Genomic DNA, 21,235 nt, shown 5'->3' with positions numbered 1-21,235 from the left:
CATGGAAAGGGCGCATGGCCAGCGACCGATGCGGCGGCGGGGGGCGATCGAGCGGGGCTGGGCGTGAGGGGGTTACTCACGCGTGTCCGGGGACTTCCATCGTTGGGGGAGCCCGCCCGCCGTCGGCGTCGACGGGGAACCAGCGTGCGTGTCTTGATGATCCGCGCCCCCGTCACCGGAAACCGTCGGAAACGACGGGGTCCGGATCCGGCTAGGCCTTAACAGGGCCGCCCACCGGACGCGGACGGATAACGATGGCGCGGAGCGATCGGCTTCGTCGAAACGGTACACACTAGACAACACTCCGGACGATGTCCGGCGCTCCGCGACCCTTTCCACCTCTTCAGCGGCCGTCCGCGTGAAGTCCTCCCCCCGTGGCGGAGATGTCGGCGAAGCCGACGGTGGGGGGAGGGATCGGATGTCGGCCATACCTGTGATTGCCGACCCCGACACTCCCCCCACCGGTCGCTGCGCGACGACCTCCCCCCGTGGGGAGGACTTAGCCAGCGCTTTCGTTTCCGCCGCTCACCTTCTATATGCAACCGCTCCTCGACTCCCCCGGAAGACCCATGTCGCGCATCCTGATCACCTCCGCCCTGCCGTACATCAACGGCATCAAGCACCTGGGCAATCTGGCGGGATCGATGTTGCCGGCCGACGTCTATGCGCGGTTCCAGCGGGCCCGGGGTAACGACACCCTCTATATCTGCGCCACCGACGAACACGGCACCCCGGCCGAGCTGGCCGCCGCCGCCGCCGGCCAGGACGTGGCCGAATATTGCGCCGAGCAGCACGTGATCCAGCACGACATCGGCCGGGCCTTCGGCCTGTCCTGGGACCATTTCGGCCGCTCGTCCTCGCCGCAAAACCATCGCCTGACCCAGCACTTCTGCGAGGTGCTGGAAGCGCGCGGCCTGATCGAGGAGCGGGTCGACCAGATGGTCTATTCCATCGACGACGCGCGCTTCCTGCCCGACCGCTACATCGAGGGCACCTGCCCGCACTGCGGCTTCGAAAAGGCTCGCGGCGACCAATGCGACAACTGCGGCAACCTGCTGGACCCCACCGACCTGAAGGATCCCTATTCGGTGATCTCCGGCTCGCGAAACCTGGAGGTGCGCGACACCCGCCACCTCTACCTTCTTCAGACGAAGGTGGCCGACCGGATCCGGGCCTGGATCGACACCCGCCGGGACTGGCAGCTGCTGGCCAAGTCCATCGCCTACAAGCACCTTGACGAGGGCCTGATCGACCGGGGCATCACCCGCGACCTGGCCTGGGGCATCCCGGTGACCAAGGGCGAGTTCCCGCGTCCGGGCTTCGAGGACAAGGTCTTCTATGTCTGGTTCGACGCCCCGATCGAATATATCGCCGCCACCCAGGAATGGGCCGACCAGGGCGTGGGCCGCGACTGGAAGTCGTGGTGGCGCACCGATGCGGGCGCTGACGACGTTCGCTACGTCCAGTTCATGGGCAAGGACAATGTCGCCTTCCACACGGTCAGCTTTCCCGCGACCATCCTCGGCTCGGAGGAGCCCTGGAAAAGCGTCGACATGCTCAAGGCCTTCAACTGGCTGAACTGGTACGGCGGCAAGTTCTCTACCTCGAACAAGCGCGGCGTGTTCATGGACGCGGCCCTGGAGATCCTGCCGCCCGACTTCTGGCGCTGGTACCTGACCTCCAATGCGCCTGAGAGCAGCGACACAGCCTTCACCTGGGAGCAGTTCGCCAGCGCCATCAACCGCGACCTGGCCGACGTGCTGGGCAATTTCGTCAACCGCATCCTGAAATTCACCGAAGGCAAGTTTGACGGCGTGATCCCCGACGGCGGCGCGCCTGGGCCGCTGGAGGAGAAGCTGTACGCCGATGTCTCCGCCCGCCTGGCTGACCTGACCGAGCAGATGGACGCCATCGAGGTGCGCAAGAGCGCCCAGGCCCTGCGCGCGCTCTGGGTGGTCGGCAACGAATATCTGCAGGAAGCCGCGCCTTGGACGGCGATCAAGACCGACCGCGATCGCGCCGCGGTGATCGTCCGCACCGCCCTGAACCTGGCGGCGCTGTATGCCCGGATCTCGGCGCCGTTCATCCCGTTCGCGGCCGAGAAGATCGCCGAGGCGTTCGCGATACCGTGGCCGCCCGAGTGGCCGACCACCGAAGCGGCGGCCGAGCTGTCGATCCTGCCCGTCGGCCTGTCGGTGCGGGCGCCGGAGGTGCTGTTCAAGAAGATCGAGGACGACCAGATCGCCGAATGGACCGAGCGGTTCGGCGGGGCGGAGTAATGTCGTCCTTCTCCCCTTTCGGGAGAAGGTGGTCTCGCGGAGCGAGGTCGGATGAGGGGCTGACGGGCGGGTCCACCGCGAGCGGGCAGGGCGGCGCGCCCCCTCACCCGTCAGCTTTGCTGACACCTTCTCCCGCAAGGGGAGAAGGGATTTGAAGGCGTCGTCCCAAACCCGCCTGGGCCTGTTCTACGTCGTCTCCTATCTCGGCACCGGCGTCAGCCTGCCGTTCATCGCGACCTATTTCCATTCGCGCGGCCTGACGGGCGCCCAGATCGGGTTGACCCTGGCCCTGCCGATGCTGATCCGGCCGTTCACCGGTCCGGCCCTAGCGGTGTGGGCCGATGGCTTCGCCCTGCGGCGCACCCCCCTGGCGTGGCTGGCTTTAGGGGCGGGGGCCGGCTATCTCGCCCTGCTGGCCGCCCCGGGGTTCCCGGCTCTGCTGCTTTGCTGGCTGGTCGCCATGACCTGCCTGACCACCCTGACCCCGTTGATCGACGTCATCACCCTGCGGCGCTCGAGGCTGGAGGGCTTCAACTACGGCGTGCCGCGCGGCGCGGGCTCGGCGGCCTTCATCGTCGGCAACCTGGCCATGGGCGCATTGCTGGCGGTGGCGGCGCCGAGCATCATCCCGATCTGGATCGCCGTGGCCGTGCTGGGCTGCGGCCTGGTCGCCCTGACGATCCTGCCGCCCGACCGGGTGCACGAAACTCAGGTGGCGCCGGACAAGTCGATGCGCTGGAAGGGGCTCGGCACACTGCTCCGCGACAAGACCTTCCTGCTCGCCGTGGTGACCGCCGGCCTGATCCAGGGAACCCACGCTTTCTACTATGGCTTCTCGACCCTGCTCTGGCGGCGCGAGGGAATTTCCGAACCGATGATCGGCGTGCTCTGGGGCGTCGGCGTGGCGGTCGAGGTCGGCTTCATGTGGTTCGCCGAGCCCTGGCGGCGCAAGGTCGGGCCCGAACGACTGCTGGTGCTGGGCGGGGCGGCGGCGGTGATCCGCTGGACGGCCCTGGCGTTCGCCCCGCCGCTATGGCTGCTGTTTCCGCTGCAGGCCCTGCACGCCCTGACCTTCGCGGCCAGCTTCATGGCCTCGCTGCGCCTGATCGAGCGCTTGGCCCCGCCGCAGAGCGCCTCGGCCGCCCAAGCGATCAACTCGGCCCTGTCGGCTGGTTTCATGCTCGGGGTGGCTACCCTGGCGTCTGGCCCGCTGTTCGACGTCTTCGGGGTGAGGGGGTATCTGGTGATGGCGGTGATGGGCGCGCTGGGGCTGATCGGGGCGTTGAGGCTGACGGGGCTGGCGGGTCGCTAAGTCGGGTTGGGGACCACGCACAAGTGCATGTCCCCGTCAGAGACCCGGCCGGGGACATGCACTTGTGCGTGTCCCCATTCGCGACCGCGGTCTAGATCTCGTAATCCAGCTCGCCCTCAAGCCAGGCGACGATCAGTTCAGCGGCCGCGACGGGGTCCATTTTCGTGGTGTCGATCCGCAACTCCGGCGCTTCCGGCGCTTCGTAGGGGCTGTCGATGCCGGTGAAGTTCTTCAGGTCGCCGGCTCGGGCCTTCTTGTACAGACCCTTGACGTCGCGTTCCTCGGCCACCGCCAAAGGCGTATCGACGAACACCTCGACGAACTCGCCATCCTGCAGGATCTCGCGCGCCAGGCGGCGCTCGGCCCGGAACGGCGAGATGAAGGCGGTCAGCACGATCAGGCCGGCATCGACCATCAGCTTGGCCACCTCGGCGACCCGGCGGATGTTCTCGACCCGGTCCTCCTCGGTGAAGCCGAGGTTCTTGTTGAGGCCGTGGCGGACATTGTCGCCGTCCAGCAGATAGGTGTGGCGGCCCAGGGCGTGCAGCCGCTTCTCGACCAGGTTGGCGATCGTCGACTTGCCGGCGCCCGACAGGCCGGTGAGCCAGACGACCCGGCCGCGCTGGCCCTTCAGGGAGGCCCGCGAGGCCTTGCTGACGTCGGTGTGCTGCCAGTGAATATTGTCGGCCCGGCGCAGAGCGAAGTTCAGCAGGCCCGCGCCAACGGTCCGATTGCTGATCCGGTCGATCAGGATGAAGCCGCCCAGGTCGCGATTGACGCTATAGGGCTCGAACGGGATCTCCTGGTCGAGCGACAGGTTCACGAGGCCGATCTCGTTCAGCTCCAGCTTCTTGGCGGCCAGGTGCTCCAGCGTGTTGACGTTCACCCGATGCTTGATCTCGGTGACGCTGGCCCCGACCATCCGCGTGCCGATCTTCAGCAGGTACGAACGGCCCGGGGGCAGGGGCTCGTCGTCCATCCAGACGACGGTGGCCTCGAACTGGCCGGCCACGGCGACGGGGTCGTCCGCGGCCACCAGGATGTCGCCACGGCTGACGTCGATCTCGTCGGCCAGGGTGATCGTCACCGACTGGCCGGCGAAGGCCTGGGGCAGGTCGTCGGGCAGGGTGACGATGCGGGCGACGGTGCTCTCGCGGCCCGAGGGCAGCGACTTGACCTTGTCGCCCGGCTTGACCGTGCCGGCGGCGATCTGGCCGGAGAAGCCCCGGAAGTCGAGGTTGGGGCGGTTGACCCACTGCACCGGCATGCGGAACGCCTGGCTTCGCAGATCGTCCTCGACCTCCACGCCCTCCAGCCAGTCCATCAAGATCGGCCCGTCGAACCACGGCGACTCCTCGCCCCGGCCGGCCATGTTGGCGCCGGTCAGGCCCGAGATTGGGATCGGGGTGAAGACCTGCAGGCCGATCTGGTCGGCGAAGGCCCGGTAGTCGGCGACGATCTCGTCGAACCGCGCCTGGTCCCATCCGACCAGGTCCATCTTGTTCACAGCCAGCACCACGTGGCGGATGCCCAGCAGCTGGACGAGATAGGAGTGACGGCGGGTCTGGGTCAGCACCCCCTTGCGGGCGTCGATCAGGACCACGGCCGCATCGGCGGTCGAGGCGCCGGTGACCATGTTGCGGGTATATTGCTCGTGACCGGGGGTGTCGGCGACGATGAACTTGCGCTTGTCGGTGGAGAAGAACCGGTAGGCGACGTCGATGGTGATGCCCTGCTCGCGCTCGGCGGCCAGACCATCGACCAGCAGAGCGAAATCGATCGCTCCACCCTGGGTCCCGACCCGCTTGGAGTCAGCCTCGAGGGCGGCCATCTGATCCTCGAAGATCATCTTGCTGTCGTACAGCAGGCGGCCGATCAGCGTCGACTTGCCGTCATCCACGCTGCCGCAGGTAATGAAGCGCAGCAGCGACTTGTGCTGGTGGGCCAGCAGATAGGCGTCGATGTCCTCGGCGATCAGGTCGGAGGGCTTGTAGACCGTGTTCACGGAAGCGGGGGCCATCTAGAAATACCCTTCCTGCTTCTTCTTTTCCATCGAGGCCGACTGGTCGTGGTCGATGGCCCGGCCTTGGCGCTCGCTGGTTGTGGTCAGCAGCATTTCCTGGATCACCTCGGGCAGGGTCGAGGCCGTGCTCTCGACGGCCCCGGTCAGCGGATAGCAGCCCAGGGTACGGAACCGCACGCTCTTCATCCGGGGGACTTCGCCCGGACGCAGCCGGAAGCGATCGTCATCGATCATGATCAGGCTTCCGTCGCGTTCGACCACTGGCCGCTCGGCCGCGAAGTAGAGCGGGACGATCGGGATGTTCTCCAGGTGGATGTATTGCCAGACATCCAACTCGGTCCAGTTGGAAATCGGGAAGACTCGCAAGCTTTCTCCGGGGTGCTTGCGGGTATTGTAGAGCTTCCACAGTTCGGGCCGCTGGTCCTTGGGGTCCCAGCGCTGATCAGAGGTGCGGAAGCTAAAGACGCGTTCCTTGGCGCGGCTCTTCTCCTCGTCGCGGCGGGCGCCGCCGAAGGCCGCGTCGAAGCCATGCTTGGCCAGCGCCTGCTTGAGGCCCTCGGTCTTCCAGAGGTCGGTGTGGAGGGCGCTGCCGTGGTCGAACGGATTGATGCCGCGCGCCTCGGCCTCGGGATTCTTGTGCACCAGGAGTTCAAAGCCCAACTGGTTGGCGATGGTGTCGCGAAGGTCGTACATCGCCCGGAACTTCCAGGTTGTGTCGACGTGAAGCAGCGGGAAGGGCGGCTTGGACGGATAGAAGGCCTTGGCGGCCAAGTGCAGCATGACGGCGCTGTCCTTGCCGACCGAATAGAGCATCACAGGCCGTTCGCACTCTGCGGCGACCTCGCGCAGGATGTGGATGCTCTCGGCCTCCAGCCGCTGAAGATGCGTCAGGCGCTCGGGACTCACGCGAGCCGAAGTCAGCGCACTCATGGACGTGTCCGCAAAGGCGTCGTGCGACAAGGAGGCGACTGGGCTAGGGGGCAAAACGCATGTCCGCAAATGGTAAAGCGCCGCCGCCATGCCATGGGCGCGGCGCCGACCGGTGATCCTGGGACTGCACCTAGGTGCGGCGGAACAGCGGGGCAAGGCGGAGAAAACTGCAGACGCTGTGAGCTTCGATGGGAGGCGCGACCACGGTCGCTGCCTTTCATGACCAAAAGTTCATTCGAGCTTGGGCGCAAACTGTCGCATAACGCCGGTATCGGATTGTGGGCTCACCGATGTCATCCCTGGCTGAATTCATCACTGCGATCATGCTCTGGCTATCGGCCATGGCCCTGTGCCAGTTCGGCGTGGTCGTTGAGCATCAGGTCAAGGCCCCGTCCAAGGCCGAGCGCACCGTTGCGCGGTCGCCGCGCCAGCAGGCCGTGCAAAGCACCATGAGTTGCGCTCATCGCCAGCTTGCCGCGGTTCGCGCCTAGGCCTTTCACGAGCAGGCTTCGCGGCAAGTTCACCTCTGACGGGAAAACCGCCGGAACCCGCTATGCGCGCGGGCTTTTCGCCGTTAGGTTTGAGCGTTGCGCGAGGGTGGGGCGCCCGCGCGGCGGTGTTCATCCGGCCCTACGCCGTTCGCTCTGGGACCATGGCTGCGTATGAAGCCTAAGAAGCGCCAACCGCTTGATTTCTCCGGCATCGCGATGGAACCGCCGGTCGAGGACGTCGGCCGTCAAGTCGAGCCCCAGGCCGATGCGCCGGTCAGCGAACCCGACCTGGATCTGGACATCGCCGCTGTGCCAGAAGCCTCGCCGCCGCCGACGCTTGATCGTGGCCCGCTGAACCCCGAACCCACGCCGATCGTGGAGACGCCAAGGACCGCCGCCCGTCGGGGTTTCTTTGCATCGACGCCAAAGGAGCGTCCAGCCGAGGCCGCGTCCAAGGCCGAAGTCGAAAGGCCATTGCCCGTAGCGCCCCACTCGACCGATCCTGGGGCCGATGATCCGATTCCCGCCTTTGCGGCCTATACGCCACCGCGCCCCAAGCGGAACGCCCAGGTCGAGGCCGAGCCGTTCGCGCCGCTGCCCTCCTTCCTGACCGCCTCGGCTGTCCAGTCGCCGGCCCCGGTCGTGGAGCCGGAGGCGCCGGCGAAACGGTCGGAAGCCGCCGTCGCGAAGCCGCGCCAAACCCCGCCAACGCCGCGGACCGCGCCCACCATCACACCCTTGTCCGCCACCTACGATGACAAGAAGCCGATGCCGGCCCCGCTCTATTGGAGCCTCGCCGCCGCCGCCGCTGCACTGTGGGCGCTGGCGCCGATCGCCTTTGCCCTGGGCTATGGCGCTGGTGTGCCCGCGCTGAAGGTCGATCAGTTCGCCTTGGCGGTGTTCGCCGCCCTGGCGATCGGTCCCGCTCTCCTGACCCTGCTGGGCGCCTACATGCTACGCCAGGCCTTGGCCGTCTCGGCGGAGCTGAAGCGCAATCGCGTGATGACCGACCGCCTGGTGACCCCTGCGGCCCTGGCCTCGGCCGGCGTGACCAGCGCCGTCGAAGGCATTCGCGCCGAGATCGACGCCGCCGCAGCCGCCGCCGAGGACGCGCGCGCGCGCGTCCAGGCCCTGCGTGAGGCCTTGGCCGAAGAGACCCTCGCCTTGGCCCAGACCACCAGCGAGTCGGCGCGGATGGTCAAGCAGCTGTCCGACGGACTGGGGCACGAACGCCAGGCCATGCACGCCCTATCGACGACGCTGGACGCCCAGTCCACCGCCGTGGTCGACGCCATCGGCAGCCAGGCGCGGATGGTCGCCGAGGCTTCCGACCTGGCCGAGACCCAGCTTCGCGAAGCCGAAGCCGCGCTCGCCGCCCGAGCCGCCGACCTTGCCGCCGCCGCCTCCGAGGCGTCCGACGCCGCGCGGGTTGGGGCAGAGGACCTCTCGCGGCAAATCGCTCGGCTGGAGACCGCCGGTCAGGGCGTGGGCGACCAGATGGCCGCTGTTGAGCGCAACCTGGCCCAGCAGCGCGCCGTGCTGGTCGCGGCCAGTCAGTCGTTGCGCGCCGACCAGGAAGACTTCGCCGGCGAGGCCGAGACCCGAACCGCCCAGCTCACCGAATTCATCGGCCACACCCGCGCCGGCGCCACCGAGATGGGCGACATGGCGGCCATGGGGGCCGAGGTGCTGCGCGGCCTGATCGGCGCGGCGGCCGACCAATTGCGCGAAGTGGCCGAGACCGCCCGCGCCGAGCGTGAGGCCCTGGCCGCCGAAACCTCCAGCGCGATCACCGCCCTGGCTAGCGCGGCCGGCGGGCAGCGCAGCGATTTAGAGAGCGCGCTCAACCACGCGCTGGACGCCATGGCCGCCGCCGCCCGCAAGGCCAGCGAAGGCGTGGAACAACGGGTCGAGACAGCGCGGGGTCGTGTCGACCAGCTCAATGAGATCGCGTTCGCTGCGGGCCAGAAGGCCGACACGGTGTTTGAGTCGCGCATGGACGAGGCCCGCGATCTGATCGAGCAATCGGCCCAGGTGGTCGAGCAGGCTGGCGCCCGTACGGCCCTGAAATTGGCCGAGAGTGTCGAGACGGCCCGGGCCACCATCGCCGAGATGGAGTCGATGCTGGAGGACGTCGGTCGTCGCACCGCCGACCTGCCGGCCGAAGCCCTGGCCCGCGCCAACGAGGTCCGCGCCCAGATCAACCACGGCATCGAGTCCTTGCGTCTGGCCGCTCGCCAGACCGCCGAGGAGACCGCCGCGATCGACCAGGCGTTCCAGGAGCGGGTTCGTCGCAACTACGACATGCTCAGCGAAGCGGTCAGCCGGATGGGCGTGGCGGGCGCGCCTCAGCCGCCGCCCGCATCGCGGGGAGCCGCGGGGCTAGTGCGTCCGCCTCAAGCCGCCGCCCCGCTGGCGCCGCCCGTGGTCCAGCCGGTCAATGAGCCGAGCGCCGACGAGATCGGCCTGCGCCCCCGCCTTCGCCTGACCCCGACCGCCTCCGATGACGAGTTCCGCTCGATCTTCGACGCCGCCGGTGGCCGCAACGCCGCGCCGCCGCCCGCCCAGCCCACCGAGCAGGCCGAACCACCGGGCGGCTGGTCGTGGCGCAATATGCTGTCGGGCCTGGAAAGCGCCGCGCCGGGCGACGCCGCCCTGGGCGAGAAGATGGCCGCCGAGATCCTGGCCATGGGCATAGACCCGACGGCCCTGCTACCGCGCGGTCGCATCGACGAGATCGCCGCCACCATCCAGACCCACGACAGTGAGGGTGCCCGTGAGGTGGTCAAGAAACTGGCTCCAGCCGCCATTCGCCGCCTGGTGCGCCGCCTGTTCTCCGACGCGGCATTGCGCGCCGACGCCGACCGCTTCCTGCGCCGCTATTCAGGCATGATGGACGAGGCGGCTGATCAGGACCGCGAAGGCTTCCTGGTGGCCGCCCTCTTGTCCTCCGACGCTGGACGCGCCTACCTGCTGCTGGACGCGGCTTCCGGCGATCTGGCCTAGGCCGTGAAGCGTCTGTTCGACGTGGCGGCCTCCGGCGGGGCGCTGCTGGTGCTGGCTGTCCCGCTTCTGGTGCTGGCGGGGGTGGTGCGCCTGACCTCGAAGGGGCCGGCGCTCTATTGGTCGCAACGAGTAGGGCGCGGTAACGCGCTGTTCGCGATGCCCAAGTTCCGCACAATGCGGATCGACACGCCGGAGGTCGCCACCCATCTGCTGGAAGGCCCCGATCGCTGGCTCACCCCCTTGGGCGGCCTCCTGCGCAAGACAAGCCTCGACGAATTGCCGCAGCTATGGAGCGTGCTGGTCGGCGAAATGAGCCTGGTCGGGCCCCGGCCGGCGCTGTTCAATCAGGATGACCTCGTGGCGCTGCGGACGGCCGCCGGCGTCGAGACGCTGCGGCCCGGCGTAACCGGATGGGCCCAGATCAACGGCCGCGACGAGATCGCCACACCGGCGAAGGTGGCTTTGGACGCCGAATATTTGCGGCGCCAGGGGTTCTGGTTCGACCTGCGAATTTTGCTCGCCACCGTGCTGCCCGTCATGACGGGCATGGGTGTAACGCGATAGGGATGCAGTCCTCCCCCCGTGGGGGAGGTGGTCGCGCAGCGACCGGTGGGGGGAGATTTACGACGCTCGATCTTGTCCGTGACTACCTGCCGATCACTCCCCACTCCGTCGGCTTCGCCGACACCTCCCCCACGGCGGGAGGACTTGTCAGGATAGCGCTGCGTAGGCCTTCTCCAACGCCGCCACGAACGCCGCGTTGCTCGCCAACTCCCGGCTGAACACCGGCTCCAACTTCAGGAACGACGCCACATCGGTCGAAGCATCGCCGGTGCAGGCGGCCGCCGTCTCGACCAAACGCTCAGCCAAGGGATCGACGATCTTCACGCCCTCGGCGGTGCGGCGGCGGATGACGTGCATCCAGGCGGCCAAGGGCAGGGCCAGGCGGTCGACCGAGCGGCCGGCCTCCAGCGCATCGACCACCGTGCCCAGGATACGGAACGGCAGTTTTTGAGAGCCGTCCCAGGCGATCTGGCTCAGCAGGTGGCGGATTTCGGGATTGCGGAACCGGGCCAGGATGGCCTGGGCGTAGGCGGCCAGGTCCAGGCCGCGCGGGGCGGTCAAGGTGGGGATGATGTCCTGGACCATCAGGTCCTCGGCGATCTGGGCCAGATCCGGATCGCTGATGGCCTCGAACACCGTTTCATGACCTTTCAGCAGGCCGGCATAGGCGATGGTCGAGTGCACGCCGTTCAGCAGCCGCAGCTTGGCGCGTTCGAAGCCGCGAACGTCGTCGGTCAGGGTGACGCCGACCGACGCCAGGTCGGGCGCGTCGTCTCCGAGCACGTCCTCGACAACCCACTGGGTAAATGCTTCGCGTTGGATCGGCCAGGCGTCGGACAGGCCGGTGGCCTTCTCGACCCGCTCGCGCAGAGCGTCGTCGGTGGCCGGGGTAATGCTGTCGACCATGGTGCGCGGGAAGCGGCCCTCGGTCTCGATCCAGGCGGCGAGTTCCGGATCAATCGCCTCTGCGAAGGCGACGGTCGCCGCCTTCAGCCGCCAGCCGTTGTCTCCGAGGTTGTCGCAGGCCACCACGGCATAGGGCGGCAGCCCGGCCAGATGGCGACGGCGCAGGCCCTCGACGAGATAACCCACGGCGCTGACCGGCTCGCGCGGATGGGCCAGGTCATGGACAATGTCGGGATGGGCGGTGTCCAGCTTGCCGTCGCCGGTTAGGCAATAGCCCTTTTCGGTCACCGTCAGCGTGACCATCCGGGTCATCGACGCGGCCAGGCGGGCGAAGACGGCGGGCGGATCCTCGGGCGCGACCAGCACTTCCAGGATCGAGCCTACGATGCGGAAGGTGGTTTTGGCGTCCAACTGGGCCAAGGTGTAGAGACCGTCTTGCGGCTCCAACGCGTCGCGGACGCCCGGGCTCTTCAGCGAGACGGCGCAGATCCCCCAGCGCGGGTCGCTGTTCAGAAGCTGGTCGAAATAGCAGGCCTGGTGGGCTCGGTGAAACGCGCCTGGCCCGAAGTGCACGACGCCGACGGTCACCTTGTCGCGATCATAGGCCGGCTGCGCGACGCTCGGAATGGTGGCGGGATAGCTGACGGCGTTGAGGCGCAGCGGGCGAGAGACGGTGTCGGTCAAAGGGTCACGCCTTGTTTCCAGATGGCGATTTCGCGCTCGCCGTTGAGTTCAGCCTTGGTCTGCTGGCCCGAGGCCGTGGCCACCACCAGGTCCATCAGGGAGTCGGCCGCCGCGTCCATGGTCACGCCCGCCAGCACGACCCCAGCGTCGAAGTCGATCCAGCCCGGCTTTCGCGCGGCCAGAGCGCTGTTGGACGCGATCTTCAGGGTCGGGGCGGGAAAGCCGAGTGGCGTGCCGCGACCGGTGGTGAACAGGATCACCGTCGCACCCGCCGCGGTCAGGGCGGTGGACGACACGGCGTCATTGCCGGGCGCCTCTAGCAGGGTCAGGCCGTGCGGCCCGACCTGATCGCCATAGCGCAGCACCTCGACCAGCGATGAGCGGCCGCCCTTCTGCACCGCGCCGAGGGACTTCTCCTCAAGGGTGGTGATGCCGCCGGCGATGTTGCCGGGCGAGGGGTTCTCGTAGATTGGCTGGTGGTTATCGATGAAGTAGCGCTTGAAGTCGTCGATCACCCGCACCGCGCCGTCAAACACGGCCCGGCTGGCCGAGCGCGACAGCAGCACCTGCTCGGCGCCGAATACCTCTGGAATTTCGGTCAAGACCGGCGTGCCGCCAGCGTCGGAGACCTTGTCTGCGATGCGGCCGACCAGCGGATTGGCGGTGACGCCGGAAAAGCCATCAGAACCGCCGCACTTGAGGCCGACAACCAGGTCCGCCAGCGGCGCGGGTTCGCGGTGGTCGCGCTCGGCGATCTCGATCAGGGCCTCGATGGCGGCCAGGCCGTCTTCCTGTTCGTCATCGACCATCTGGGTGGTGAACGAGCGCAGGCGTTCGGGATCCAGGCCCGGCGCGGACTCCAGCAGCGCCTTCAGCTGATTGTTTTCGCAGCCCAGACCCAGGATCAGCACGCCGCCGGCGTTTGGATGGGCCGCCAAACCGGCGATCAGCTTGCGGGTGTGGATCAGATCGTCTCCCAACTGCGAGCAGCCGAACGGGTGAGGGAAGGCAAAGACCCCATCCACCCGGCCGGCAAAGCGCTCATTGGCCTTCTCGGCGATCCGCCGGGCGGTGTTGGCCACGCAGCCAACCGTGCATAGCACCCAGATCTCGTTGCGGGTCCCGACCCGACCATTCTTGCGGCGATAGCCCAGGAAGCTTCCTGGCGGCGAAGCGAGGTGGTCATCCGGTGTCGCAACGGCGTAGGTGAAGTCCTCGACGCCCGACAGCCGGGTTTCGACATTATGGACATGGACGTGATCGCCGACGGCGATCTCCACCGTGGCCCGGCCAATCGGCCAACCGTATTTCAAGACGTCCTCGCCTTTGGCCGCGGCTCGCTGAGCGATCTTGTGGCCCTTGGGAATGTCGGCGCGAGCGATGATCGACTGACCATGCAGGTCGAGCGTCTCGCCCGCCACGAGGTCGCGAAGCGCCGTGGCGACGTGGTCGCGTGGATCGACGCCGTGGATCGATTCGGTGGCGGCGGAGGGCGGGTCACTCATCAAACTGTTGGTCATTGGGACATTTCGTGTTGCCATCCCCGTCAACGAGGTGGGGAAACCGGTGTCAGCATAGGCCAATTACGCCTGTCCGCGCATCTGTAGCGACGCCTTCTTGCGTAGAGTATGACAAAACAAACCAACGATCGCTGCATGGAAACGCTTTGACCTCGTCCAACACCCCCCTGACGGACAACGATGGCCCGGAACCCGAGTCTGGCCTCGAAGGTGGTCGCAAGCGCGCCACCATCAACGACATCGCCCGCCTGGCGGGGGTGTCGAAGAAGACCGTCTCGCGCGTCATCAACCAGTCGCCCTTCGTGCGCGACGAGACCCGCGAGCGTATCGAGGCGGTGATCGCCGAGTGGGGCTACGCGCCCGATCCCCAGGCGCGGGGCCTGGCGTTCCGCCGCTCGTTCCTGATCGGCATGATCTACGACAATCCTAACCCGCAATATGTCGTCAACATGCAACTGGGCTTGCTGGATGGTATCCGGGGCTCTGGGTTTGAGCTGGTGGTGCATCCTTGCGATCGTTCCAGCCCGACCTTCCTGCAGGATGTACGCACCTTCGTCGAGCGCCAGAAGCTGTTTGGAGTGGTGCTGCCGCCGTCGGTCTCGGAAGACGAACGGGTGGCCAAGCTACTACGCGAGATCGGCTGCGAATATATCCGCATCGCCTCGGTCGAGCTGGACAAGCCCGAGCATATGATCGTCGGTCACGACCGATTGGGCGGCGAGGCCATGGGCGCCCACCTGGTCGAATTGGGCCATCGGCGGATCGGCTTCATCAGCGGCTTGCCAAGCTTCCGTTCGTCGCACGAGCGGCGAGGGGGTTTGGAGGACGCCCTGAACAAGGCCGGCCTGAAGCTCGAAGACGACTACGTGGTCCAAGGCGCCTACACCTTCGAGTCGGGCCTGGCCTGCGGCGAGACCCTGCTGGCGATGGACCCGCGTCCAACGGCGATTTTCGCCGGTAACGATGAGATGGCCGCGGGCGTTCTGCAGGCGGCGCGACGGGCGGGCCTGCAGGTTCCCGCCGACCTGACGGTGGTCGGGTTCGACGACTTCCAGATCGCCCAGGCCGTCTGGCCGCCCTTGACGACGATCCATATTCCGACCCGCGAAGTGGGACGGATCGCCGCCGAGAAACTGATTAACGCCGCAGTTCGTGAGAAGCGTGATCCGAACAGCCCGATCCCCTATCTGGTCGTTCGGGAGTCGTCGGCCCCACCATCCTCGGTGTAGGGTCGGCCGCGCCGCCGTGGCTTGCATAGCTTCATGACACCGGTTACCAAGCGCGTCGAAGCGGCCAGTCAACGCCGTCGGCGGATTAAGGAGTAGGAGACGCCAATGGCTCGGCCTCTGATATTTCACGATGACCGCCTGTTCCCGGCAGACGAGCGCACGCGGGGCATCGCCCGTACGCTGTATGGCCAGGTCAAGGATCTGCCGATCATCAGCCCGCATGGTCACACCGACCCGTCCTGGTTCGCGACCAATGCCCCTTTCGAGGACGCCACCGACCTGCTGCTGGCGCCCGACCACTACCTGTTCCGCATGCTCTACAGCCAAGGGATCAGCCTCGACTCGCTGAAGGTCCGCTCCAAGGCCGGCGTGCCGGCGACCGACCCGCGCGCCGCCTGGCGGCTGCTAGCCGAGAACTTCCACCTGTTCCGCGGCACGCCGTCCTGGATCTGGCTGAACCACGTGTTCAGCAAGGTGTTTGGGTTCGAGGTCTTCCTGGGCGCCGACACCGCCGATCTCTATTTCGACCGGATCAACGAAGCGCTGGCCACGGAGGCCTTCCGACCCCGCGCCCTGTTCGACCGCTTCAACATCGAGACCCTCGCCACCACCGAGGGTCCTCACGATAGTCTCAAGCATCACCACGCCATCCGTGAGAGCGGTTGGGGCGGCCATGTGATCACGGCCTACCGTCCCGACGCCGTCATCGATTTCGAGGACGAGCGTTTCGGCTGGTCGTTCGACCGCTTCGCTGAAGTGTCAGGCCAGGACGTCACCAGTTGGCGCGGTTATCTCGAAGGCCACCGCATCCGCCGCGCCGCCTTCATCGACGCAGGCGCCACCTCCAGCGATCACGGCCATCCGACCGCGGCCACCGCCGACCTCAGCGACGTCGAGGCCGAGGCCCTGTTCCAGAGCCTGCTACAGGGCGAGGTGACGCCCGCCAAGGCCGAGCTGTTCCGCGCCCAGATGCTGACCGAGATGGCCAAGATGAGCCTGGACGACGGGCTGGTCATGCAGATCCACCCCGGCTCGCACCGCAACCACAACACCGGCCTGCTGGACAGCCACGGTCGCGACAAGGGCGCCGACATCCCGATGCAGACTGAATATGTCAGCGCCCTCAAGCCGTTGCTCAGCAAGTTCGGCAATGACCCGCGCCTGTCGATCATCCTCTTCACGCTGGACGAGACGGTCTACAGCCGCGAATTGGCCCCTCTGGCCGGCCATTATCCGGTGCTGAAGCTGGGTCCGTCCTGGTGGTTCCACGACAGCCCAGAGGGTATGATGCGGTTCCGCGAGCAGGTCACCGAGACGGCGGGATTCTACAATACCGTCGGCTTCAACGACGACACCCGCGCCTTCCTGTCGATCCCGGCCCGCCACGACGTGGCCCGCCGCGTGGACAGCAGCTTCCTGGCCCGCATGGTCGCCGAGCACCGCATGGACGAGGTCGAGGCCGCCGAGCTGATCGTCGACCTGACGTACAAACTCCCTAAGAAGGCCTACAAACTCGACCAACCGCGGACCGTCCAACCGACGCCCGCCACACAATACGCCGCCGAATAGATTTCCCGGAGCTCCAAGATGTTCGCCAAGACCTACCACGCCACCCACCCCGACATGATGTACGCGGTCAGCAATGACGACCTGCGCGATCGTTACCTGATGCAGGGTCTGTTCGCGGCCGACGAAATTGTGCTGCAGTACAATCACGCCGAACGCTTCGTGATCGGTGGTGCGGCCCCGGTCTCGACCGCCGTCAAGCTGCCCGACCAGACCGAGCCGGCCTCGGCCGCCGGTCATCCGTTCCTGGAACGCCGCGAGCTGGGCGCCATCAATGTCGGCGGTGGCGTCGGCAAGGTGACCGTGGACGGCCTCGCCTACGACATCGAGCCGCGCGACGGCATCTATGTGACCATGGGCTCCAAGGACGTGACGTTCGAGAGCGCCGACGCCGCCAACCCCGCCCGCTTTTACATCACCAGCCTGCCGGCTCACACCGCCTTCGAGACCAAGAAGCTCGAGTTCGCCAACGCCGTCCCGCTGGAGCGCGGCGCGCTGGAGACCTCCAACGAACGCACCATCTACCAGTACATCGTGCCGACCACCTGCAAGTCGGCCCAACTGCTGCTGGGCATGACCGTGCTGAAGCCGGGCAGCGTCTGGAACACCATGCCGCCTCACCTGCACGACCGCCGTTCGGAAGCCTATTTCTACTTCGGCCTGGGCGACAACGACCGGGTCTTCCACTACATGGGCGAGCCGGACGAGATGCGTCACATCGTGATCGCCAACCAGGAAGCCGTGATGAGCCCGCCGTGGTCGATCCACATGGGTTCGGGCACCTCGAACTACACCTTCATCTGGGCGATGGGCGGCGAGAACCTCGACTATACCGACATGAACGTGCTGGACATCTGCCAGCTGAAGTAGGGGCGGGGACCGCTGCACTTCCCTGCGGCTGTCATCCCGGCCGCAGCCAAGCGAAAACCCGGGACCGCCGCAAGCGCCTGCGTTTGTGGCGGTCCCGGATCGGCCCTTCAGGCCGTCTGGGATGACAAGATTTAGATCAGGAAGACAGCATGATGGCCCATCCGTTCAGCCTCGAAGGTAAGGTCGCCCTCGTCACCGGCGCCAACACCGGTCTCGGCCAGGCGGTGGCCGTGGCCATGGCGCAAGCCGGCGCGGACGTCGCCGTCGCCGGCCGCAGCACCCCGACCGAGACGCAAGCCCTGGTGGAAGCCACGGGCCGCAAGTTCCTGTCGATTCAGGCCGATTTCGGCTCGATCGAGCCCGTGCAGCGCGTGATCGACGAGACCGTCAGCGCCTTCGGCAAGGTCGATATCCTGGTCAACAACGCCGGCATCATCCGTCGCGCCGACAGCATCGACTTCTCCGAAGCCGACTGGGACGCGGTGATGGACACCAATCTGAAGGTCGTCTTCTTCCTGACCCAGGCCTTCGCCAAGCAGGTTCTGAAGCAGGGCGGAGAAGGCTCGATCGGCAAGATCATCAACATCGCCAGCCTGCTGTCGTTCCAGGGCGGCATCCGCGTCCCATCCTACACCGCCAGCAAGAGCGGCCTGGCGGGCTTGACCAAGATCCTGGCCAACGAATGGGCGGCCAAGGGCATCAATGTCAACGCCATCGCGCCAGGCTATTTCGACACCAACAATACCGAGGCCCTGCGCAACGACGCCGACCGCAACGCCTCGATCCTGGCTCGCATTCCGGCCGGCCGTTGGGGTCAACCAGGCGACTTGGGCGGGGCGGCGGTGTTCCTCGCCTCCTCGGCCTCGGACTATGTTCAGGGGATTACCTTGCCCGTGGATGGCGGTTGGTTGGCGCGCTAGAGGCTGATTTCTGCGCAAGCCTGCGATTGGTACCGTAACCATTGCGCTTGCCGCCTTTTCCCGGTGATCAAAGCGCGGTAAGGGCGCCGTTACGTCAGACTGGGCCCGGCGTCCGGCTGTCGTCTCGTTCATTTCTACCCTGATGAGCCGTCGCCGTTTCGCGGCGGCCTCGGAGCTCCGCGCATGCGCAATCCCCTGTCGGTCTTCTTGTCGTCCGAGGGGGATCGCCCCACCAGCCGCAACGTCCGGCAGAACGCCCACCTGCTGAGCGACCTGCTGAACGAGGCCATCGCCTATCTCGATGGCGACGAGGCCGCCAAGCTGGTGGCCACCGCCCGCAAGGCCGCCTCGCAGGATAGGCCGGACGGCGAGGCCGCGCGGCTGGACCATCTGTTCGCCGACCTGTCCAGCGACCAGGCGATCTTCCTGGCCCGCGCCCTGGCCAGCCACTCGATGCTAGCCAATATCGGCGAGGACGTCGCCGGTCGCCGTCGCCACGCCGAGGCCGACGCCCAGCCGGGCGATGATCGCCCCCGCACCCTGGTCGACGCCGTCAAGGCGCTGGTCGCCCAGGGCAAGACCCCAGCCGAGCTGACCAAGGTGCTGGCCGCAATGAATGTGGTGCCGGTGCTGACCGCCCACCCCACCGAGGTGCGCCGCCGCAGCATGGTCGACCGCGAGACCGAGATCTCGCGCTTGATGGCTCTGCGCCGCCACCACCTGCCGGCCGATCTCGAGGCCGACATCCGCGAGCGCCTTTTCCGCGAGATCGCCCTGATGTGGCGCACCCGGCTTTATCGTCCCGAACGGATCACCGTGAAGGACGAGATCCGCAACGCCCTGTCGATCGTCCGCACCTCAATCCTGCCGGCGATCGTCGACCTCTATGGCGACTGGTCGGCCCAGATCGGCGAGCATGGCCAGATGGCCCCGCTGCTGAAGATGGGCTCGTGGCTGGGCGGCGACCGCGACGGTCACCCCGGCGTCAATGGCGACACGCTCAAGCTGGCCCTGGCCTCCCAGGCTCGGGTCATCCTCGACTGGTACGCCGCCGAGGTGCGCAAGCTGTGGTCCAACCTGGCGGTCTCCACCGCCTATGCGCCGGTCTCGGACGAGGTGAGGACCTTGGCGGCCCAGACGCAGGACCCGTCCGTTCATCGCATGGACGAGCCCTATCGCCTGGCCCTGGAGCTGATCTTCGATCGTCTCTCGGCGGTGTCGCAGAAGCTGACCAACCAGTGGGTGGCCTTCGCCAACGGTCGCACGGAGGTCGAGCCCTATGCTCATCCCGAGGCCTTCGTGGCAGACCTGAAGATCATCATCGACAGCCTCGAACGCAACGGCGGCGAGCGCTTGGTCGGCACAGCCCTGCGGACCCTGGTCGAGGTGGCCCAGGCCTGCGGCTTTCACCTGATGAGCCTGGATCTACGCCAGAACGCCGACGTCCACGAGCGCACCCTGCACGAACTGTTCCAGCGGGCCGGCACCGGCGTGAGGTACCTGGACCTCGACGAGGAAGCCCGCTCCAAGCTGCTGATCAACGAGTTGTCGCATCAGCGGCCGCTGGTCTCGCCGTTCACCGCCTATGGCGAGGAAACGACCAAGGAACTGGCGACCATGGAGGCGGCCGCCCAGATGGTGCGCGACTACGGCCACGGCTGCCTCGGCGCCTATGTGATCTCCAAGTCGGCGACCCTGTCGGACATCCTCGAGCCACTGGTTCTGCTCAAGCAGGTCGGCCTGGTCTGGGGCGGGGCGGCGCCGCGCGCCTCTGTGAAGATCAGCCCGCTGTTCGAGACCATCGAGGATCTGGAGAACGGTCCCCGCGTGCTGCGCCAATGGCTGGAACTGCCGCTTAGCCGCACCATCCTGGGCGACCGGCCGGTGCAGGAAATCATGCTCGGCTATTCGGACAGCAACAAGGACGGCGGCTATGTGGCCTCGCGGCGCGGCGTGGCGCGCGGCGCTTCCGCCCTGGCCTTCGAGGCCGAGCGCATGGGCGTTGGGCTGCAGCTGTTCCATGGCCGCGGCGGCTCGGTCGGGCGGGGCGGGGGACCGGCCGCCGAAGCGGTGATGGCCCAGCCGGCAGGCACCGTCCAAGGCCGAATCCGCATGACCGAGCAGGGCGAGATGATCGCCCGACGGTTCGGCGACCAGCCCACCGCCCGCCGCAACCTCGACGGACTTGCCGCTGCGGCCCTGATGGCCAGCGAGCGCCCGGTTCAACGCCCCGACCCCAAGGTCGACGCGGCGATGACCGCTCTGGCCGAGGCCTCCTTCCATGGCTTCCGGGCCCTGGTGTACGACGACCCGGCCTTCGAAGACTTCTTCTGGTCCGCCACGCCGATCGGCGAGATCGTCGGCCTCAACATTGGCAGCCGGCCCGCCTCGCGTACCGCCAGCCGCAAGATCGAAGACCTTCGGGCCATCCCCTGGGTGTTTTCCTGGTCGCAGGCCCGTTTCATGCTGCCCGGCTGGTACGGCTTCGCCGCTGGTGTCGAACGGGCTGGGCTCTCTACGGGGCAACTGCAGGACCTGGCCGGCGGCTTCGACTTCTTCGGGGCCTTGCTCTCCAACATGGAGCTGGCCCTGGCCCAGAGCCACATGGGCATCGCCGCGCGATACATGGCCCTGTCGCCCGACACGACCGACGCTCAGCGGATTTTTGACACCATCCAGGCCGAGCACGACAGCGCCTCGAAGATCGCCCTGGCGATCCGGGGCGGAAGCGCCCTGCTCGACAACCAGCCGGAGCTGGCCGAGTCTGTCGCCCTGGCCGGCCTGTCGGTCGATCCGCTGAACCACCTGCAGCTTGAGCTGCTGACCCGGCGCCGGGCCGGCGATCAGGACGAGAACGTGCGTCTGGCCATCCAGCTGACCGTGGCCGGCATCGCGGCGGGCCTGCGCAACACGGGATGAGGGCAGTGGTGCTGAC

At 67.2% G+C, this 21,235-nt stretch carries 14 protein-coding genes; 10 read left to right on the top strand and 4 right to left on the bottom strand.

Annotated elements, in window-relative coordinates; genetic code table 11:
* Positions 1-569 precede the first annotated feature (569 nt).
* Both metG and ACP696_RS05810 read left to right on the top strand, forming a co-directional pair.
* Positions 570-2,279 carry a methionine--tRNA ligase gene (gene metG, locus ACP696_RS05815; RefSeq protein ID WP_426043538.1) on the top strand — a complete coding sequence of 570 codons (1,710 nt, stop codon included), beginning with the start codon at positions 570-572 and terminating at the stop codon, positions 2,277-2,279.
* 151 nt (positions 2,280-2,430) lie between these two features.
* The gene (locus tag ACP696_RS05810; RefSeq protein WP_426043537.1) at positions 2,431-3,591 is read left to right on the top strand and encodes an MFS transporter; all 1,161 of its coding nucleotides are present in this window, start codon (positions 2,431-2,433) and stop codon (positions 3,589-3,591) included.
* A 91-nt stretch (positions 3,592-3,682) separates the two neighbouring features.
* Here the strand turns inward: ACP696_RS05810 and cysN are convergent, their stop codons facing one another.
* Together cysN and cysD are read right to left on the bottom strand one after the other, a co-directional pair.
* Positions 3,683-5,611: a sulfate adenylyltransferase subunit CysN gene (cysN, locus tag ACP696_RS05805; RefSeq protein ID WP_426043536.1), complete on the bottom strand. Its 1,929-nt coding sequence runs from the start codon at positions 5,609-5,611 to the stop codon at positions 3,683-3,685.
* On the bottom strand, positions 5,612-6,544 hold the full coding sequence (gene cysD / locus ACP696_RS05800; RefSeq protein ID WP_426043535.1) for a sulfate adenylyltransferase subunit CysD: 933 nt from the start codon (positions 6,542-6,544) through the stop codon (positions 5,612-5,614). It abuts the gene before it with no gap.
* Positions 6,545-6,834: 290 nt separating this feature from the next.
* On the opposite strand from cysD, the gene ACP696_RS05795 reads away from it, so the two are divergent.
* From ACP696_RS05795 to ACP696_RS05785, 3 genes are all read left to right on the top strand, one after another.
* Positions 6,835-7,035, top strand: coding sequence for a hypothetical protein (locus ACP696_RS05795; RefSeq protein WP_426043534.1), 201 nt, complete (start codon positions 6,835-6,837; stop codon positions 7,033-7,035).
* A gap of 171 nt (positions 7,036-7,206) precedes the next feature.
* Positions 7,207-10,041 carry a polar localization protein TipN gene (locus ACP696_RS05790; protein WP_426043533.1) on the top strand — a complete coding sequence of 945 codons (2,835 nt, stop codon included), beginning with the start codon at positions 7,207-7,209 and terminating at the stop codon, positions 10,039-10,041.
* Between the two features lie 3 nt (positions 10,042-10,044).
* Positions 10,045-10,605 carry a sugar transferase gene (locus tag ACP696_RS05785; RefSeq protein WP_426043532.1) on the top strand — a complete coding sequence of 187 codons (561 nt, stop codon included), beginning with the start codon at positions 10,045-10,047 and terminating at the stop codon, positions 10,603-10,605.
* A 147-nt stretch (positions 10,606-10,752) separates the two neighbouring features.
* Here ACP696_RS05785 and ACP696_RS05780 read toward each other — a convergent pair whose 3' ends face one another.
* Positions 10,753-12,195: a mannitol dehydrogenase family protein gene (locus ACP696_RS05780; RefSeq protein WP_426043531.1), complete on the bottom strand. Its 1,443-nt coding sequence runs from the start codon at positions 12,193-12,195 to the stop codon at positions 10,753-10,755.
* A complete protein-coding gene (locus ACP696_RS05775) occupies positions 12,192-13,700 on the bottom strand; it encodes a UxaA family hydrolase (RefSeq protein ID WP_426012564.1) in 1,509 nt (502 codons plus the stop codon). The genes ACP696_RS05780 and ACP696_RS05775 overlap by 4 nt, the downstream gene beginning before the upstream one ends.
* Before the next feature lie 161 nt (positions 13,701-13,861).
* Here ACP696_RS05775 and ACP696_RS05770 point away from each other — a divergent pair, with 161 nt between their 5' ends.
* The 5 genes from ACP696_RS05770 (at position 13,862) to ppc (ending at position 21,219) form a co-directional block, all read left to right on the top strand.
* On the top strand, positions 13,862-14,944 hold the full coding sequence (locus ACP696_RS05770; RefSeq protein ID WP_426012034.1) for a LacI family DNA-binding transcriptional regulator: 1,083 nt from the start codon (positions 13,862-13,864) through the stop codon (positions 14,942-14,944).
* Positions 14,945-15,049: 105 nt separating this feature from the next.
* Positions 15,050-16,513 carry a glucuronate isomerase gene (uxaC, locus tag ACP696_RS05765; protein ID WP_426012032.1) on the top strand — a complete coding sequence of 488 codons (1,464 nt, stop codon included), beginning with the start codon at positions 15,050-15,052 and terminating at the stop codon, positions 16,511-16,513.
* An 18-nt stretch (positions 16,514-16,531) separates the two neighbouring features.
* Positions 16,532-17,380 carry a 5-dehydro-4-deoxy-D-glucuronate isomerase gene (gene kduI, locus ACP696_RS05760; protein ID WP_426012030.1) on the top strand — a complete coding sequence of 283 codons (849 nt, stop codon included), beginning with the start codon at positions 16,532-16,534 and terminating at the stop codon, positions 17,378-17,380.
* Positions 17,381-17,532: 152 nt separating this feature from the next.
* A complete protein-coding gene (gene kduD / locus ACP696_RS05755; RefSeq protein WP_426012562.1) occupies positions 17,533-18,300 on the top strand; it encodes a 2-dehydro-3-deoxy-D-gluconate 5-dehydrogenase KduD in 768 nt (255 codons plus the stop codon).
* Positions 18,301-18,483: 183 nt separating this feature from the next.
* On the top strand, positions 18,484-21,219 hold the full coding sequence (gene ppc / locus ACP696_RS05750) for a phosphoenolpyruvate carboxylase (protein ID WP_426012028.1): 2,736 nt from the start codon (positions 18,484-18,486) through the stop codon (positions 21,217-21,219).
* The last annotated feature ends 16 nt before the right edge of the window (positions 21,220-21,235 follow it).

The sequence above is a fragment of the Caulobacter sp. DWR3-1-2 genome (genome assembly GCF_049896225.1).
Classification (GTDB): domain Bacteria; phylum Pseudomonadota; class Alphaproteobacteria; order Caulobacterales; family Caulobacteraceae; genus Caulobacter.
The sequence above is the reverse complement of the archived record's forward strand: the minus strand, read 5'-3'. Positions and strand labels throughout refer to the sequence as shown.